This is a genomic window from Clostridium ihumii AP5 (genome assembly GCF_000612845.1).
Classification (GTDB): Bacteria; Bacillota; Clostridia; order Clostridiales; family Clostridiaceae; genus Clostridium_J; species Clostridium_J ihumii.
Genome location: NZ_CCAT010000068.1, coordinates 1 through 16738, shown reverse-complemented (window position 1 = coordinate 16738; position 16738 = coordinate 1). Strand labels below are relative to the sequence as shown.

Sequence of the window (16738 nt, the reverse complement as noted above, 5' to 3'; positions counted from 1 at the left end):
GGGTAAGTAACATGTTTTCAGAAAATGATTTAAAAAAATTAGTAGAACAAGTATTAGTAGAAATGACAGCTAATAGCGGTTCAAATGTTAATGCCGCAGCAAATAATAACACAGAAAATACATCTGTAGATGAGAATGGAATGATTCCAGACATCACAGAAAAAGATATAAGAACAACTCTATTAGTAGAGAATCCAGAAGATGCAGAAGCATACTTAAAAATGAAAAAGCATACTCCTGCAAGAATAGGAATAGGCAAAACTGGAACAAGATACAAAACTGAAACAGTATTAAGATTTAGAGCAGACCACGCTGCAGCTCAAGATGCTGTATTTACAGATGTTAATGAAGAGTTATTAAAAGAAATGAACTTAATAACACTTCAAACAAAATGTGAATCTAAAGACCAGTTTATAACAAGACCAGACCTTGGAAGACAAATATCTAGAGAAGAATTAGCTAAATTAAGTTCATTCAAGAGAAATCCTCAAGTTCAAATATTTATTGCTGATGGATTAAGCTCAAAAGCTATCGAAGCTAACATAAAAGATATATTACCAGCATTAATTCAAGGATTACAAGGACACGGAATATCTATAGGAGACCCATTCTTCGTAAGACTTGGAAGAGTTGGAACTATGGATGTTGTATCAGAAGAACTTGGAGCAGATGTAACTTGTCTATTAGTTGGAGAAAGACCAGGTCTTGTAACAGCTGAAAGTATGAGTGCTTATATAGCTTACAAAGCAACAGTTGGAATGCCAGAATCAAGAAGAACAGTTGTATCTAACATACATAAAGGCGGTACTCCTGCAGTTGAAGCTGGTGCTTACATTGCAGATATAATAAAACTAATGTTAGATAAAAAAGCAAGTGGATTAGATTTAAAATTATAATTCAGGGGGTATAGCATTATGAAAAACGATCAATTACGTCCATCAGTTTTAGCAGTTAAAATAATACCAAATGTTAATGCTGATATGGCAAAAGAATTCGATTTAAAACCTGAGCACAAAAGTGTTGGAATATTAACTGCTGATTGTGATGATGTAACTTACACAGCATTAGATGAAGCTACTAAAGCAGCAGATGTTGAAGTAGTTTATGCAAAATCATTTTATGGTGGAGCAGCAAATGCTAATAGTAAATTAGCAGGAGAAGTTATAGGAATAATAGCAGGACCAAGTCCAGCAGAAGTTAGAAGTGGAATGAATGCAGCAGTTGATTTCATCGAAAGCGGAGTAGCAACATTCTACAGTGCAAATGATGATGATTCAATTCCATACTATGCACAATGTATATCAAGAACAGGTTCATATCTTTCTAAAACAGCAGGAATAAGAGAAGGTGAAGCATTAGCTTATGTTATAGCACCACCATTAGAAGCTATGTATGCATTAGATGCAGCTATGAAAGCAGCAGCAGTTGAATTAAAGGCATTCTTTGGACCACCATCAGAAACAAACTTTGGTGGAGGATTATTAACAGGAAGCCAATCAGCATGTAAAGCAGCTTGTGAAGCCTTTGCAGCAGCAGTTAAATTTGTAGCAGAAAATCCTACAGAATATTAAGATTAGGTGAGGAATATGAAGAAATCCACACTAGGATTTTTAGAAACTTATGGATTTGTTGGAGCAGTAGAAGGTCTTGATGTAGCATTAAAGTCTGCAAATGTTGAATTTGTAAGTTGTGAATTTGTAAGCAGTGGAATAGTTACAATAGTAATTACGGGCGATGTAGCATCTGTAAAAGCTGCAGTAGAAGCTGCTTGTATAGCAATTGATAAAGTTGGAACATTAAGAAATACTCATGTAATAGCTAGAGCAGACGAAAGCGTTGTGGGTATGTTTGAAGAGAAAAAAGAAATTGCAGTAATTGAAGAATTAAACGCCTATGAAAGCTCTCAAAGTGAAAATTTAGCAAATGATATAGAAGATATAGATGATGCTAAAGAGCTTGAGATAGTAGAAGAGAACATAGACGCTAAAGAAACTTTAGAGAATGAAAGTGAAAAAGAAACTTTAAAAACTAGTATAGAAATTGAACATGTAATGAAGATGACTAAAGAAGAGTTAGAATCATTAAAAGTTCAAGAACTAAGAACTATAGCTAGAAAACTTAAAGAAGAACATAAGCTTTCTCTAACTAAAAAACAAATTAAGTTTAGTAAAAAAGAACAACTTGTAGAAGCTATACTTAATGAGCAGTAGGAGGCGTAAAATAAATGGAACTTTTAGATAAAGATTTATTATCATTACAAGAAACTAGAACATTAATAACTAGAGCTAAAAAAGCTCAAGAAATATATAAAACATTTTCTCAAGAAAAAGTAGATTCAATAGTTAAAGCTGTAGCAGAAGCTGCAGAGAAAGAAGCTGTTAAGCTTGCTAAAATGGCTTGGGAAGAAACAGGATTTGGAAAGTGGCAAGACAAAATCGTAAAAAACACTTTTGCAAGTAGAGTTGTTTATGAAAACATGAAAAACACAAAAACAGTTGGAATAATTAACGAAAACAAAGAGCAAAAGTACTTTGAAGTTGGAGTGCCAGTTGGAGTAGTAGCAGGATTAATTCCTTCAACTAATCCTACATCAACAACTATATATAAAACATTAATTTCTTTAAAAGCAGGAAATGGTATAGTTGTTTCACCACATCCAAATGCTAAAAATTGTATCATTGAAACAGCAAGAATATTAAATGATGCAGCAATAAAAGCAGGAGCACCAGAAGGTCTTATTGGATGCATAACAATTCCTTCATTACAAGGAACAAGTGAATTAATGAAACACAAAGATACAGCATTAATTCTAGCAACTGGTGGAGAAGCAATGGTACATGCTGCTTATAGTTCAGGAACACCAGCTATCGGAGTTGGTCCAGGAAATGGTCCAGCATTTATAGATAAATCAGCAGATATAAAATTAGCTGTTAAGAGAATTTTAGATAGTAAGACTTTTGATAACGGAGTAATCTGTGCATCTGAGCAATCAGTAGTTGTTGAAAAATCTATGAAAGAAGCTGTTAAAGAAGAACTTATAAGACAAGGTGCTTACTTCTTAAATGAAGAAGAATCTAAAAAATTAGGAAGCTTCATATTAAGAGCTAATGGAACAATGAACCCACAAATCGTTGGTAAAAGTGTAGAAAAATTAGCTGAAATGGCTGGATTAAATGTTAAAGCTGGAAGCAGAGTATTAATATCTGAACAAACTACTGTTGGTAAGGATAATCCTTATTCAAGAGAAAAGTTAACTCCAATCTTAGCATTCTACACAGTTAATGATTTAGAAGAAGGAATTGATCTTTGTACAAGAATCTTAATGAATGAAGGAAAAGGACATACTTTAGTACTTCACTCAAACAATGATGAAGTTATAAAAACTTTCGGATTAAGAATTCCAGTATCTAGATTGTTAGTAAATACTCCAGGAGCATTAGGTGGAATAGGTGGAGCAACAAATCTTGTTCCAGCACTTACATTAGGTTGTGGAGCAGTTGGAGGAAGTTCAACTTCTGATAACATAGGACCACTTAACTTAATTAACATAAAAAGAGTTGCATGTGGAGTTAGAGAACTTGAAGAACTTAGAGGAGAAGAATGTCCAAGCTGTACTCAATCTGAATCTTCAATATCTAAAGATCAATTAGAATTAATAATAAAGAAAGTTGTTGAACAGTTAGCATCACTTTCTTAATCAAGATGAATTATAGAGGATTAAGTTAAGAAAAACTTAACTTTTCCTCACTTACAATATAAAACTTATAAATAAAAAAATATTAAAGGTAAATTTAAGGAGGAATTTCAAATGGCAAACATGAACGCATTAGGAATGATAGAAACTAAAGGATTAGTAGGAGCTATAGAAGCTGCAGACGCAATGGTTAAAGCTGCTAACGTAACTTTAATAGGAAAAGAGCAAATCGGAGCAGGTCTTGTAACTGTAATGGTAAGAGGAGACGTTGGAGCTGTTAAAGCTGCTACAGATGCAGGTGCTGCAGCTGCTGAGAGAGTTGGAGAATTAGTATCAGTTCACGTAATCCCAAGACCACACGGAGAAGTTGAAGTTATACTTCCAAAATTCGAAGCTTAGGATTAACAAAGCAAAAGAATAAAGAATAAATTGTTTATCATGCCCATGAACTTATAACAATGTAATGGCAATCCAATTAAGTTGGCCTTGCTTAAATCAAATTAGTTTGATTTTTATAGTTAAGAGTCCATGGGTATGATTAAGTTTAAGGCATCTTATAGGAAAACAAGGTCCAATAAGGAGTATGTTTAACTATTTCGGGTATTTAAGTAAAAAACAACTTAAAACCCTATAGTAAAGGATGTGAAATACATGAGCGTATTAACAGAAAGCACTTTAAGAAGTAAGATTAAAAATCAGAATATTAGTGAATATGTAGTTGAAAAAGGTGTGATAATAACTCCTTCAGCTAGACAATATTTACAAGATAAGGGCATTAAATTAGTTTATAAATCTAATGAATCAGATGTAAAAGAAGAATATGATGGAACTAATTTTATAAAAAATAGCAATGCAAAAAATGCTTTTGATAGCGAAAATCCAAAAGTTCCAGAAGCAAAAGAAAATAAATTTATACCACGTTATAAATATATAAATGGTGGAGCTTTTGAAAATAAACCAGAACATATGACTCAACTAAAAGGAAACATGTTAGTTTCTAAAGGACACAGAAGAATAGTTTTAAGAGGAAGACTAGATTCACTTCAAGCTCAAATACTAAAAGCAGAAGTGGTATGTAAGAATTTAAATGAGGTTAAGGTACTAGAAGAGTTAGAAGAAATTCTTGACTATGTAAGATTAATACTTGCATCAGAAGTAATGGAAGATCCATTACCAGAATTTAAACTTCTTGGTTTAAATGAACAAGAATTAAAAGCACATTCTCACAATCCTAAGAAATATTTAGGTACAGAACATATAATTTTCCCAAATTATCAAATGGGAGATGTAGTTGTAGAACTAAATAGTTTAAGAGCTGAGAGTAGAGAAGTAGAAATAGTAGCTTATAATGCATTTATAAATGAAGACGGTGAACTTTCAAGAAATGATATAGCACTAGCAATGAATAGATTAAGTAGTTGTTTTTATGTAATGATGTGTAAATATGTAGCTGGAAAGTACAAATAAGAGGTGAAAAGAGTGCAAATATCAAATTCAGAAATTAACTACATCATTGATGAAGTAGTTAAAAGATTAAAAGAGAAAAAAGAAAACAAAGGAATATTAGTAGAAGCATCAGGAAGACATGTTCATCTTTCTCAAAAGGAAGTAGAAGTTCTTTTTGGAAAAGGATATGAACTTAAAAAAGTTAGAGATTTATCTCAACCAGGACAATATCTTTGTGAAGAAAAAGTAACACTTGTTGGCCCAAGGGGGGTTATGCAAAATGTAGCGGTTTTAGGTCCTGCAAGAGCAGATACTCAAGTTGAACTTTCAAAAAGTGATGCAGTTTCTATAGGAATAAATGCACCTGTTAGAATGTCAGGAGATATAAAAAATAGTGCACCAATAACTATAGTTTCAAAAAATGCAGCTGTTTCTTTAAGTGAAGGTGTAATTGTTGCTAAAAGACATATACACATAACGCCAGAAGATGCAAGTAAATATGGAATTAAAAATGGTGAAGATGTAAAAGTTAAAATATCTGGAGAGAGAAGTTTAATTTTTGATGAAGTAGCTGTTAGAGTAAGCGATAAATTTAATACTGTAATTCATATTGATTATGATGAAGCAAATGCCTGTGGATTTACTAAAGGTGTTTATGCTGAAATAGTTAAATAAAGAGGTTAATTATGGCTAACTTAAATAAAGTTGATGAGCTTATAAAAAAGGTAGAACAATCAATAAAAAGTCCTAAAAAAGTTTCAGCTAGTGACAAATTATATGTAGGAGTAGACTTAGGAACTGCATATATAGTTATAGTGGTTTTAGATGAAAACAAACAGCCAGTTGCTTGTGAAATGAAGTTTGCACAAGTAGTAAGAGATGGGTTAGTTGTAGATTTTATTGGAGCTACTAATATAGTTAGAGAACTTAAGAAAAAACTTGAAGATAAACTTGGATTTGAACTTACAAAAGCAGCAATAGCAGTACCACCAGGAACAGGTGAAAGAGATATAAAAACTCATATGTATGTTGTTGAGGGTGCTGGAATGGAAGTTGTATCTGTAGAGGATGAACCCACTGCAGCAAATGCTGTATTAGAAGTTGAAAATGGCGTAGTTGTAGATGTAGGTGGTGGAACAACAGGATTGTCAATTTTTGAAAATGGGAAAGTAATATACACAGCAGATGAAGCGACAGGAGGAACTCAATTGTCACTAGTAGTTGCAGGTGCATATAAAATTCCGTTTGAAGAAGCAGAAGAAAAGAAAAAAGATATAAAGAATCAAGATGAGATTTTTCATATTGTGACACCTGTAATTCAAAAGATAGGTTCAATTGTTAGAACACACATACAAGGATTTAATGTAGAGAAAATTTACTTAGTAGGTGGTACTTGTTGTCTTAAAGATTTTGAGAGAATAATAAAAAAAGAAACAGGTATAGAAACTATTAAACCATTAAACCCATTTTTAGTTACTCCTTTAGGAATAGCAATCAACTGTGCTTCAAAAGAGAATGTTTAAAATCTCGAATACAGGGGGGAAGGAGTGAAACCTATGGATAATGATAAGTTAATAGAACTTATAACTAAAGAGGTTATGAAGCGAATAAAGCTTATGGTAGAAGTAAATAATAATAAAAAAGTATTAATATTAGAAAAAAGTGAAAATCTTTGTCCAGTAGTAAAAAAGATTTTAGCTGAAAATGAGATGTCAGTAGATTCAATAGATTCTATGGGTAATTTAGACAATTATGAATTTATATTAATACAAAACCTTTCTAATAATGAGCTAATTAATATAGCACAAGGATATCAAAACTCAGAAAAAGAAAAAGCTATTATAGATATTCTTTTAAAGGGAAAGAAAGTATACGGATTAGAAAAGGGATTAGAATATAAAGAATATGAAGATGTAGCACCAAAAGGATTAATAGAAGTATTCCAAGGTTATAAGGAAAAACTATCAACATTCGGTGTTGAATTCACATCATTAAGAGCTATTATAGGTAGCAAAGTTACAGAAAAAAGTGCAAATAAAAGTGAAGAAAAAACACAAGTTAAATCATTAGAAAAGGTAGATGTTAGAACACATCAAAATGTTATAACTAAAAAGTTAGTATCAGAAATAGATATGAAAAATATGCAAAAAGATGGAGCTAAAGAAGTTAGAATTTCTAAGAAATCTATAATTACTCCATTAGCGAAAGATTTTGCAAGAATAAATAACATTACTATAACAATAGAAAGTTAAGAAAGTTTATTTAGGAGAGGAAAGGGAACTTATTATGGTTATTGGACAAGTAACAGGACATTTATGGGCAACTAGAAAAGACGAGAATCTTAGTGGTTTTAAATTTTTAGTTGTAAGAAAACTGGATTATAAAGGAGATCTTACACACGATGCAATAGTTGCAGTAGACTCTGTAGGTGCAGGAATTGGCGACCAAGTTATTATAGTTGGAGGTAGTTCAGCTAGATATGTGCTTGATGACAAAAAGGCACCAATAGATGCAACTATAGTTGGAATTATTGATTCATTAGAGTTTGATAATTAAATATACAATGGAGAATAAATTTATGAAAAAAGCTTTAGGAATATTAGAATTTAGTAGCGTTGCAAAAGGCATAGAAATAAGTGATGTTCTTTTAAAATCTTCATTTGTAGATGTTGAACTTCTAAGACACATATGTCCAGGAAAGTTTTTAACTATAATTTCTGGAGATGTTGAAGAAATAAAAGAAGCTATAGAGAAAGCTGACAAAAGTGAAAAAAGATTAGTTGAGAGTACTATAATATCAGGAGTTCATGAACAAGTTTTAAGTGGATTAAAAAAAAGACCACTTGTAACAAATTTTAATGCTATAGGAATAATGGAGTTTTCTACAGTAACATCTTCAATTATAGCTTTAGATGTAGCATTAAAAACATCTGATGTAAATTTAGTACGACTAGTTTTAGGAAATGGTATTGCAGGAAGAGCTTATTTTATAATTAATGGTTCTGTGTCTAGTGTTGAAGAAGGCGTTAAGTCAGCAAAAGACTTTTTAAATTCTCAAAAAATAATTCATAGTGTAGTAATCCCTTCTCCAAGTAAACTTCTTTTACAAAGTCTTTAAATCAATATAGTTTTAAAGATGATAATATAGAAATTTAATTTAAATTTCAACATAGAGATATTTCTCTAATAAGCAGTTTAAAATTTAAGAAAAGAGGTGCGATATATGAGCATTAATGAAATTATTGTGTATATTATGATGGCATTCCTAGTAATAGGAGCTGTAGACAAACTTTTAGGAAATAAGTTTGGATATGGTGAACAGTTTGAAGAAGGTTTTATGGCTATGGGTTCACTTGCTTTAGCAATGATAGGAGCAATGTGTTTAGCTCCAGTTTTAGCTGATTTATTAAAACCAGTAGTAGTACCACTATATAAAGCATTAGGAGCAGACCCTTCAATGTTTGCAACTACTTTACTTGCTTGTGATATGGGTGGATATCAATTAGCTCAACAATTAGCAGAGAACGCACAAGTAGCGCCATTTGCAGGATTAATATTAGGATCAATGATGGGACCTACAATAGTATTTACTATACCAGTAGCATTAGGAATAATAGAGAAGAATGATCAACAATACTTAGCTAAAGGTGTTTTAGCAGGAATTATAACAGTACCAGTAGGAACATTTGTAGGGGGAGTAGTTTCAGGATTACCAGCTATGTTAGTTCTTAAAAACTTAACTCCAATTATATTATTTGCAGTACTTATAGCATTAGGATTAAAACTTATACCAAATGGAATGATAAAAGGATTTACTTACTTTGGTAAATTTATAACTATAGTAATAACTTTAGGTCTTGTAGCAGCATGTATAGAAAGCGCAACAGGATTTGTAGTTATACCAGGAATGGCACCAATTGGAGAAGGTGTAGCAGTTGTTGGAGATATAGCTATAATCTTAGCTGGAGCTTATCCATTAGTACACTTTATAACAAAAGTATTCAAGAAGCCACTTATGAAAGTTGGATCATTATTAAAGATGAACGATGTTGCAGCAGCTGGTATGATAGCATCACTTGCAAATAGTATACCAATGTTCGGAATGATGAAAGATATGGATGAAAGAGGAAAAATAATAAACGTTGCTTTTGCAGTAAGTGCAGCATTCGTATTTGGAGATCACTTAGGATTTGCAGCAGGAGTTAACCAAGAATTAATTACTCCAATGATAATTGGTAAATTAGTTGGTGGAGTTACAGCTGTAATGGTAGCTATGTTAATGACTAAAAACGTAGCAAGCAAAAAAGAAGCATAAAAATATAAAAATATAAAAATATAAAAGGTTAAAAAGGAGATTTTGTTATGGAAAATTTAAATGAATCATTAATCGAAGAAATAGTAAGAAAAATAATAACTGAAAAATTAGGACAAGCACAAGCTACAGAAGAGAAAGCTCCTGATTTTGAAAAAACAGTTGGTAAAAACGGAGTTATTTCAATAAAAACTGAAACTGTAAAACCTGAAAAATTTGATACAGGAAAAGAAGGGGATCAAGTTTACTTAAAAGATGTTTTAACATTAGAAGAAAGTCCAAGACTTGGATGTGGAGTTATGGAAATGAAAGAAACTAGCTTTGCATGGACATTAAACTATGATGAAATAGACTATATAATAGAAGGAAGTCTAGAAATAGATATAAATGGAGAAAAAATTGTAGGAAATAAAGGTGATTTAATATTTATTCCTGCAAAATCTTCAATACATTTTACAGTTCCTAAGTATGCTAAGTTTACATATACAACTTATCCAGCAAACTGGGCAGAACAAAACTAAAAAAATAATATAAGATGATTTAAATAGCAGATTAAATTTTCATATATTAAAATTTACCCCAAAAAAGATATGCTTAAATTAAATAAGCATATCTTTTTTTATTATTAAAAATTATAATACTAAAGTGGGATTCTTGCTAAGACTAAGTGCTTGTTTTTCATATTATATAGTTGTTCTTTTGTTATTTCTTGAATAGTAGTTACTTTATTTACATTATGGATAGTACCTAATCTAATTCTAGCATCATCTAAATCTTTTGCTAAAACTGTACCACAATATAAAGCATCTTCACTACTAATATTAAATAAAAATACTTTAAGATCTTCTATTGGCACTATATCTTTCTTTAAAAATTCGTCGTCAAATTCAATTTCTGTATCTGGAGCAATTAGTCCTTCTCTAACTATCTGTTTATCCCAACCTTTGTATTCACAAAGTCTTCCCCATAAACCTAAATTCATAAGATTTCTAACAGTAAGTGTAACCATCATAATAATATATACTCCTTTCCATTTTAAGAATTTTTAATGTTTAAATATATTAAAAATAATAAATATTCCCGTGTAAAATATTTATTAAATGTATATATCTATAAAATTTTATAAATAAGAAACTACTTAAATTTAATATTTAAATAGTTAAAAGTTTTATCATTAATTTAACTGTAATTAGTTTTATATAGTGTTTTAAGTTTAAAATGAAAATAAAAAAATGATATAATTAAACATAAATGGAAAATATTAATTTAAGTGTTAAGTATTAGTATAATACTTAAAAATTAATAATATTTGAACAATATATAAAATTATGATAAATTATACTTGGGTAGTATCAGAAAGAACTACACCAAACAAATTAATGAACAAAATGACAGCTCATATCGAATGAATGAGACTAGCTTGTTTAAATACAAGTATAAATTATAGTATCACTGAAAAAAATTAAATTATGTATGGATTCAAAAATTATATGAATTTTGGATACCAAAAAATTTAAATTTTTATAGAAAAAATATTTGAAAATTTTTTTATTTAACTAATGTATTTATATTTCTAAAGAATTAATAGCGAAATAATTTTTAGAAGCATTAGATAAAAATAAATTATTTTAAATTTTTATTAAAAATTTAAAAATCTATATTTAAGGTGGTGGTATTTATAAAAATTGGATTTATTGGAGCAGGAAAAGTAGGATTTTCCTTTGGAAAGTATCTAAGTGAAAATAAATTTAAATTAAGTGGATATTATAGTAAAAACAATTTATCCTCAAAAGAAGCATCTATATTTACAAATTCTAAATTTTATTTAAGTATTAAAGATATAGTAAATGAGAGTGATATAATTTGTGTCTCAACTCCAGATGATGAAATATTAAATATTTGGAGTGAATTACGAGAATATAACATTTCGAAAAGAGTTATTTGTCATTTTAGTGGAACATTATCCTCAGATGTTTTTACACATATAGAACAGTTTGGTGCCTACGGATATTCAATACACCCATTATTTGCAATTTGTGATAAATATAATTCCTATAAAAGTTTAAAAAATGCATTTATAACCTTAGAAGGTGATAGTAGATATATAAATAATATAAAAAGTGCATTTAATAGTCTTGGTAATGATGTAAAGATAATTAATAAAAAAGACAAGACACTATATCATGCAGCTAGTGTAATATCTAGTAATTTTGTATTAGCTTTAATAAATATGTCTAAATCATATTTGAAAACATATGGATTTAAAGAAGAAGAAGCTTTAAAGGCTTTAAATCCATTAATTATCAATAATATTAAAAACATAATGGAAAATGGAATAATAGATAGTTTAACTGGTCCAATAGAAAGAAATGATGTAGAAACTATAATTAAACATTATGAAAAGTTAAATGAAAATGACAAGGAAATATATAAACTTTTAAGTAAGGAACTATTAAACATTGCAAAAATGAAAAATGTAAACAAAGATTATAAAAGTATAGAAGGATTTTTAGGAGAAGGGTTATGAAGAATACAGTAGTCACATTTCAAAATAGAAAAGATAATAATGAAAAAATTACAATGCTTACAGCATATGATTATTCTATGGCAAAATTAATTGATGAAAGTGGAATAAATGGAATACTTGTAGGTGATTCATTAGGCATGGTTTGCCTTGGCTATGAAAATACTTTATCAGTAACAATGGAAGATATGATTCATCATACTAAGGCAGTAGCAAGAGGATGCAAAAGTGCATTAGTGGTTGCTGACATGCCATTTATGTCATATCAAGTATCTACTAGTAATGCTGTATATAATGCAGGGAGATTAATAAAGGAAGGACATGCTCATGCTGTTAAATTAGAAGGTGGAAAAGATATGTGCGAAAAGATAGCGGCTATTACAAAAGCATCTATTCCTGTTATGGGGCATATAGGACTAACACCACAATCTATAAACTCTATAGGCGGATTTAAGGTACAGGGGAAAAGTGAAAAAGCTGCTAAACAATTAATAGAAGAAGCAAAAGAAATTGAAAAATCAGGAGCTTTTGCTATTGTATTAGAATGTGTTCCAGCCAAATTAGCAGAAATTATAACTAAGTCTATAGATATACCAACAATAGGAATAGGGGCTGGAAATAAGTGTGATGGACAAATATTAGTTTATCAAGATATGCTTGGAATGTTTAATGATTTTAAACCTAAATTTGTTAAGACATTTTCAAATATAGGAGAAAAAATGTCATCAGGATTTAAACTATATATAGATGAAGTTAATAGTGAAACTTTTCCAAGTGAAGAACATACATTCAAAATTGAAGATGAAATAATACAGAAATTATATTAGTTTGAAAAAGTGGGTTAAAAATCATAAAAATGATATGGGGGAGTAAAATGGTTTTAATAAAAAATATATCAGAGATTAAAGATTTAGTGAGTGAGTGGAAAAAAGAAGGTAAGACTATAGGACTTGTTCCAACAATGGGATATTTACATGAAGGACATGAAAGTCTTATAAAGAAAGCTAGAAAAGAAAATGATAAAGTTATAGTAAGTGTATTTGTAAATCCTACTCAATTTGGACCTAATGAAGATTTGGAAAGTTATCCAAGAAATATAGAAAAAGACAGAGAGTTGTGCGAAAGTTGTGGTGTAGATGTAGTTTTTAATCCAGAACCGGTTGAGATGTACAAAAATAATGCTTCTACATATATAAATGTTCAAGGATTAACAGAAGGACTTTGTGGTGCATCAAGACCAATACATTTTAGAGGCGTATGCACTGTTGTAAGTAAGTTATTTAACATTACAATGGCAGATAGAGCTTACTTTGGAGAAAAGGATGCACAGCAATTAGCAGTTGTAAAAAAGATGGTAGAAGATTTAAATTTTAATATAGATGTAGTAGGGTGTCCAATAATAAGAGAAAAAGATGGATTAGCTAAAAGTTCTAGAAATACGTATTTGTCTAAGGAAGAAAGAGTAGCAGCATTAATATTAAATAAATCATTAAATTTAGCACTAAAAAAATTAAAAAATGGTGAAGCTTCAGGAGAAAATGTAATTAATGTTATAAAAGGAGTTATAAAAGAAGAACCCTTAGCAAAAATAGATTATGTAGAAGTAGTAGATAGTAAAACACTGAAACCTGTAAAGAAAATAGAAAATAGTATTTTAGTTGCTATTGCAGTTTATATAGGAAAAACTAGACTTATTGATAATTTTACATTTAATAGAGAATAGATGAGGTGCTATTATGAGATTAACTATGTTAAAAGCTAAGATACACAGAGCTATTGTTAAGGAAGCGAATTTAAATTATGTAGGAAGTATAACAATAGATGAGGAACTTCTAGAGAAATCAGATATATTAGAATATGAAAAAGTACAAGTAGTAGATATAGATAATGGTAATAGATTAGAAACATATACAATTGCAGGAGATAGAGGAAGTGGAATGATTTGTTTAAATGGTGCAGCAGCGAAGTGTGTTAATGTAGGAGATAAAGTGATAATAATGGCATATTGCGATTTAGAAGATCAAGAAATAAAAAATCATAAACCTAAGGTTGTGTTTGTAAATGAAAACAATCAAATAGATACTATATGTAATTATGAAAAACATGGAGAAATAAAATAGCATTAAGATAAAAAGAAAAAAGGCTAATGTAATTAGTCTTTTTTCTTTTTGATTAAAATATATTCAAAAATTAAATTTATCAATGTATTGAAATCTTATATAATTTTAAGCATTATTTTTATCATCATTTGAAGATAGAGTATCTTCCTTTTTTTCGTTTGATGAATCAATGTTATTATTACAACCACAATCATTTCCACAACAACAAGAATGCTCATCCTTATTATCAACAGCTATTGTTCCAAAATTATCATCTAAATCATCACATTCATAAAGTGTTTCGTCCTCATCATCAAAATTGCATTCAAATCTTTCAAAACACTGTCTTATTTTTTTATCATGCATTTTATTAAATTGTTCATATAAAAATATTGAAGTAGCAGCTATACCAGCTACTGCCATAGCAGCTTTAACAGGAGAAACGCCATTAGATTTTTTTTTGTTACATCTTTTCATAAATATCACTCCTTCTAAAATATAAAAATTCCATAAATTATAATTTATTTTGATTATGAGATAAAATTTTTATTTTATCCATAATTTGTTGTAAATGTAACATATAAGATTGAACAACATTCATATTTGAACTATAAGGAAAATTATTATTTATAATAGAGTCAAAATAATATTTTTCATTATTATCCAAAGACAAAATTAGTTTATTTTGATTATCTACATTTAATAAATTATAGTTAGATAATATATCAACAATAAATTCTTCAATATTTTTATTTATTAATTCAGTTCTCTTTCTATAGTTATTTTTAGCAAAAAAGAAAAATATAATAATTACTATTATATAAAGTATAACCATCATAATAAAAACTATCCTTTCAAAATTATGATAAAAGTATTAATACAATTATAAATTTTATATTCATATTTGTGAAGTAGAAAATGAAAAGTGAATATAAAATATAAATAAATAGTTAATAATTGGTAAAAATAAGAATATTAGAGATTTATTTTGCTAAAATTATAATATAAGAAACAACATATTATTAAAAGCTAAGTGTACATTTAAAATTATTTTAAACAACCCGCACTTAGCTTATTTTTAAAAATAAAATTTAGCTTATGAGTATTTAAATTAGAATTTAAGATAATTTTATTCATAAGTATAAAATAGATTTTGAAATTACATTATATTAAAGGGGGAATTTTTATGAGGAAAATTTATTATTGTACAGAATGCAAAAGGTTATGTGAGAATGATGAAGTTTGTAAATATTGTGGGGCAAATCACTTAAAGAAAATTGTTCAAGGTACATCTGTTAATATTATAGGAACTAAAAGAAAAGGATCAGTGTTAAAGTTTGATGATAGTAAAATTTATTTAATATTAAAAGATGAAGGAAATAATAAATTCATAAAAGATTTTCAGATAGAAGAAATAAGAAAGGTGTTATAAAAAACTACATTTGCATATAATATAAATATATAGAAAGTATTTAAGTTAACTAATTTAGCATAGACTTTATATAAGCTATGACAATGTATTAGTAGAACTTAAATACTTTCTTCTTTTAAATTAGATTTATTAGCATTTTTAAAGCTACAGCTAATGACATAGTTATAAATATAGGCTTTATTAGTTTGGAGCCTTTATTTATTGCTATTTTAGTACCAAACTTAGCGCCTAATACCATAAATATAGCAACAATAAATCCAATTTTATAGTTTATAGAATTATTTAAGGCAAATGTTAATAGTGCTGTAATGTTACTTATAAAATTTAAACATTTAGTATTAGCTGTACTATGTAAAAAATCAAATTTATATATTTTTATTAAACCAAATACTAGAAAAGAGCCTGTACCAGGTCCGAAGAAACCATCATAAAATCCAAGAGAAAATGCAAATATAATTCCTAGTGTTAGATTTTTCTTATTAAACCCTGTAAAGTTATCTTCAGCACCAATGTTTTTTGAAAATATTGTATATATGCCAATGGCTAATATAAGAAACAAAACAAAAACATTTAAAAAACTTTCATCTAAGAGCAAAACAGTTTTTACACCTAATATTGCACCTATAAAAGTAAATGGTGCTAAAATTTTAATTAGTTTAAAATTAACAAGGCCAGATTTGCAAAAATTATATGAACTAGTAAGAGATCCCATTGAAGCTGAAAACTTATTGGTACCTAAACTAAGATGTGGTGGTATTCCAGCCATTAGGTAAGCGGGCATACTTATAAGTCCACCACCACCAGCAATAGCATCTATAAAAGCTGCAAAAAATCCAGCAATAGCAAGAAAAGATAATTTAAATAACATTTAATTAAACCCTCCTAATTATAAAATTAAAAATTCATATTAAATACAACTTGTGTAATTAAATAATATAGGATTTCAAGTTTAAATTCAAAATAATCTCTTTCTGTCCACTATATTTTAAAAATTAACTTTGTCCAATATAATTAGGGAGGCTATAGGTTTTTCACTCTTAATTCTTAGTTCTTAATTGATTTCAACCATGATATCAGAATAAACTGTAATATCAATAGTCTTCTTTGATAAGACTCTTATTTTTGGTTTGAACTTGGAACCCTATAGAGCTTGTAAAATATAAATTTAAATTATATATGGGGAAGGAGTTCGAAAAACTACACCTAGTGTATCAGTAAATGGAATTAGAAT

At 28.8% G+C, this 16738-nt stretch carries 22 protein-coding genes; 18 read left to right on the top strand and 4 right to left on the bottom strand.

Annotated elements, in window-relative coordinates; all coding sequences use genetic code 11:
* The first annotated feature begins 11 nt into the window (after positions 1–11).
* From eutC to BN346_RS14575, 13 genes are all read left to right on the top strand, one after another.
* Positions 12–896, top strand: a complete 885-nt coding sequence (gene eutC, locus BN346_RS14635; protein WP_040329601.1) for an ethanolamine ammonia-lyase subunit EutC — start codon at positions 12–14, stop codon at positions 894–896.
* An 18-nt stretch (positions 897–914) separates the two neighbouring features.
* Positions 915–1571: an ethanolamine utilization microcompartment protein EutL gene (gene eutL, locus BN346_RS14630; protein ID WP_040329600.1), complete on the top strand. Its 657-nt coding sequence runs from the start codon at positions 915–917 to the stop codon at positions 1569–1571.
* A gap of 15 nt (positions 1572–1586) precedes the next feature.
* A complete protein-coding gene (locus BN346_RS14625) occupies positions 1587–2210 on the top strand; it encodes a BMC domain-containing protein (protein ID WP_040329599.1) in 624 nt (207 codons plus the stop codon).
* A 14-nt stretch (positions 2211–2224) separates the two neighbouring features.
* Positions 2225–3697 (top strand): acetaldehyde dehydrogenase (acetylating), encoded by a 1473-nt coding sequence (locus tag BN346_RS14620; RefSeq protein ID WP_040329598.1) that lies wholly within the window; start codon positions 2225–2227, stop codon positions 3695–3697.
* A gap of 111 nt (positions 3698–3808) precedes the next feature.
* Entirely contained in the window at positions 3809–4093 is a 285-nt protein-coding gene (eutM, locus tag BN346_RS14615) for an ethanolamine utilization microcompartment protein EutM (protein WP_040329597.1), read from the top strand.
* Between the two features lie 252 nt (positions 4094–4345).
* On the top strand, positions 4346–5161 hold the full coding sequence (locus tag BN346_RS14610; protein WP_040329596.1) for a cobalamin adenosyltransferase: 816 nt from the start codon (positions 4346–4348) through the stop codon (positions 5159–5161).
* A gap of 12 nt (positions 5162–5173) precedes the next feature.
* Positions 5174–5815 carry an ethanolamine utilization phosphate acetyltransferase EutD gene (gene eutD / locus BN346_RS14605; RefSeq protein ID WP_081771026.1) on the top strand — a complete coding sequence of 214 codons (642 nt, stop codon included), beginning with the start codon at positions 5174–5176 and terminating at the stop codon, positions 5813–5815.
* A gap of 11 nt (positions 5816–5826) precedes the next feature.
* Positions 5827–6663 carry an ethanolamine utilization protein EutJ gene (eutJ, locus tag BN346_RS14600; RefSeq protein ID WP_040329595.1) on the top strand — a complete coding sequence of 279 codons (837 nt, stop codon included), beginning with the start codon at positions 5827–5829 and terminating at the stop codon, positions 6661–6663.
* A gap of 33 nt (positions 6664–6696) precedes the next feature.
* A complete protein-coding gene (locus BN346_RS14595; RefSeq protein ID WP_242838442.1) occupies positions 6697–7392 on the top strand; it encodes a TIGR02536 family ethanolamine utilization protein in 696 nt (231 codons plus the stop codon).
* Between the two features lie 34 nt (positions 7393–7426).
* Positions 7427–7696 carry a EutN/CcmL family microcompartment protein gene (locus BN346_RS14590; protein ID WP_040329593.1) on the top strand — a complete coding sequence of 90 codons (270 nt, stop codon included), beginning with the start codon at positions 7427–7429 and terminating at the stop codon, positions 7694–7696.
* 22 nt (positions 7697–7718) lie between these two features.
* Complete coding sequence (locus BN346_RS14585; protein ID WP_040329592.1) at positions 7719–8258, top strand: BMC domain-containing protein; 540 nt, start codon at positions 7719–7721, stop codon at positions 8256–8258.
* A gap of 105 nt (positions 8259–8363) precedes the next feature.
* Positions 8364–9455 (top strand): ethanolamine utilization protein EutH, encoded by a 1092-nt coding sequence (eutH, locus tag BN346_RS14580; protein ID WP_040329591.1) that lies wholly within the window; start codon positions 8364–8366, stop codon positions 9453–9455.
* A 47-nt stretch (positions 9456–9502) separates the two neighbouring features.
* Positions 9503–9973 carry a cupin domain-containing protein gene (locus BN346_RS14575; RefSeq protein WP_040329590.1) on the top strand — a complete coding sequence of 157 codons (471 nt, stop codon included), beginning with the start codon at positions 9503–9505 and terminating at the stop codon, positions 9971–9973.
* Positions 9974–10092: 119 nt separating this feature from the next.
* Here BN346_RS14575 and BN346_RS14570 read toward each other — a convergent pair whose 3' ends face one another.
* Positions 10093–10464 (bottom strand): hypothetical protein, encoded by a 372-nt coding sequence (locus BN346_RS14570; RefSeq protein ID WP_040329589.1) that lies wholly within the window; start codon positions 10462–10464, stop codon positions 10093–10095.
* Positions 10465–11121: 657 nt separating this feature from the next.
* Between BN346_RS14570 and BN346_RS14565 the strand changes: the two genes are divergently transcribed.
* The 4 genes from BN346_RS14565 to panD are packed head-to-tail and all read left to right on the top strand — an operon-like array spanning position 11122 to position 14096.
* The gene (locus tag BN346_RS14565; RefSeq protein ID WP_203226302.1) at positions 11122–11979 is read left to right on the top strand and encodes a Rossmann-like and DUF2520 domain-containing protein; all 858 of its coding nucleotides are present in this window, start codon (positions 11122–11124) and stop codon (positions 11977–11979) included.
* Positions 11976–12803: a 3-methyl-2-oxobutanoate hydroxymethyltransferase gene (panB, locus tag BN346_RS14560; RefSeq protein ID WP_040329588.1), complete on the top strand. Its 828-nt coding sequence runs from the start codon at positions 11976–11978 to the stop codon at positions 12801–12803. The genes BN346_RS14565 and panB overlap by 4 nt, the downstream gene beginning before the upstream one ends.
* Before the next feature lie 47 nt (positions 12804–12850).
* On the top strand, positions 12851–13699 hold the full coding sequence (gene panC, locus BN346_RS14555) for a pantoate--beta-alanine ligase (protein ID WP_040329587.1): 849 nt from the start codon (positions 12851–12853) through the stop codon (positions 13697–13699).
* A gap of 13 nt (positions 13700–13712) precedes the next feature.
* On the top strand, positions 13713–14096 hold the full coding sequence (panD, locus tag BN346_RS14550) for an aspartate 1-decarboxylase (RefSeq protein WP_040329586.1): 384 nt from the start codon (positions 13713–13715) through the stop codon (positions 14094–14096).
* Between the two features lie 105 nt (positions 14097–14201).
* Here panD and BN346_RS14545 read toward each other — a convergent pair whose 3' ends face one another.
* Positions 14202–14552, bottom strand: coding sequence for a hypothetical protein (locus BN346_RS14545; protein ID WP_040329585.1), 351 nt, complete (start codon positions 14550–14552; stop codon positions 14202–14204).
* Between the two features lie 37 nt (positions 14553–14589).
* Positions 14590–14913 (bottom strand): hypothetical protein, encoded by a 324-nt coding sequence (locus BN346_RS14540; protein ID WP_040329584.1) that lies wholly within the window; start codon positions 14911–14913, stop codon positions 14590–14592.
* Between the two features lie 348 nt (positions 14914–15261).
* Between BN346_RS14540 and BN346_RS14535 the strand changes: the two genes are divergently transcribed.
* Positions 15262–15507 (top strand): hypothetical protein, encoded by a 246-nt coding sequence (locus BN346_RS14535; RefSeq protein ID WP_040329583.1) that lies wholly within the window; start codon positions 15262–15264, stop codon positions 15505–15507.
* A gap of 115 nt (positions 15508–15622) precedes the next feature.
* Here the strand turns inward: BN346_RS14535 and BN346_RS14530 are convergent, their stop codons facing one another.
* Positions 15623–16375: a TSUP family transporter gene (locus BN346_RS14530; RefSeq protein ID WP_040329582.1), complete on the bottom strand. Its 753-nt coding sequence runs from the start codon at positions 16373–16375 to the stop codon at positions 15623–15625.
* Between the last annotated feature and the right edge of the window lie 363 nt (positions 16376–16738).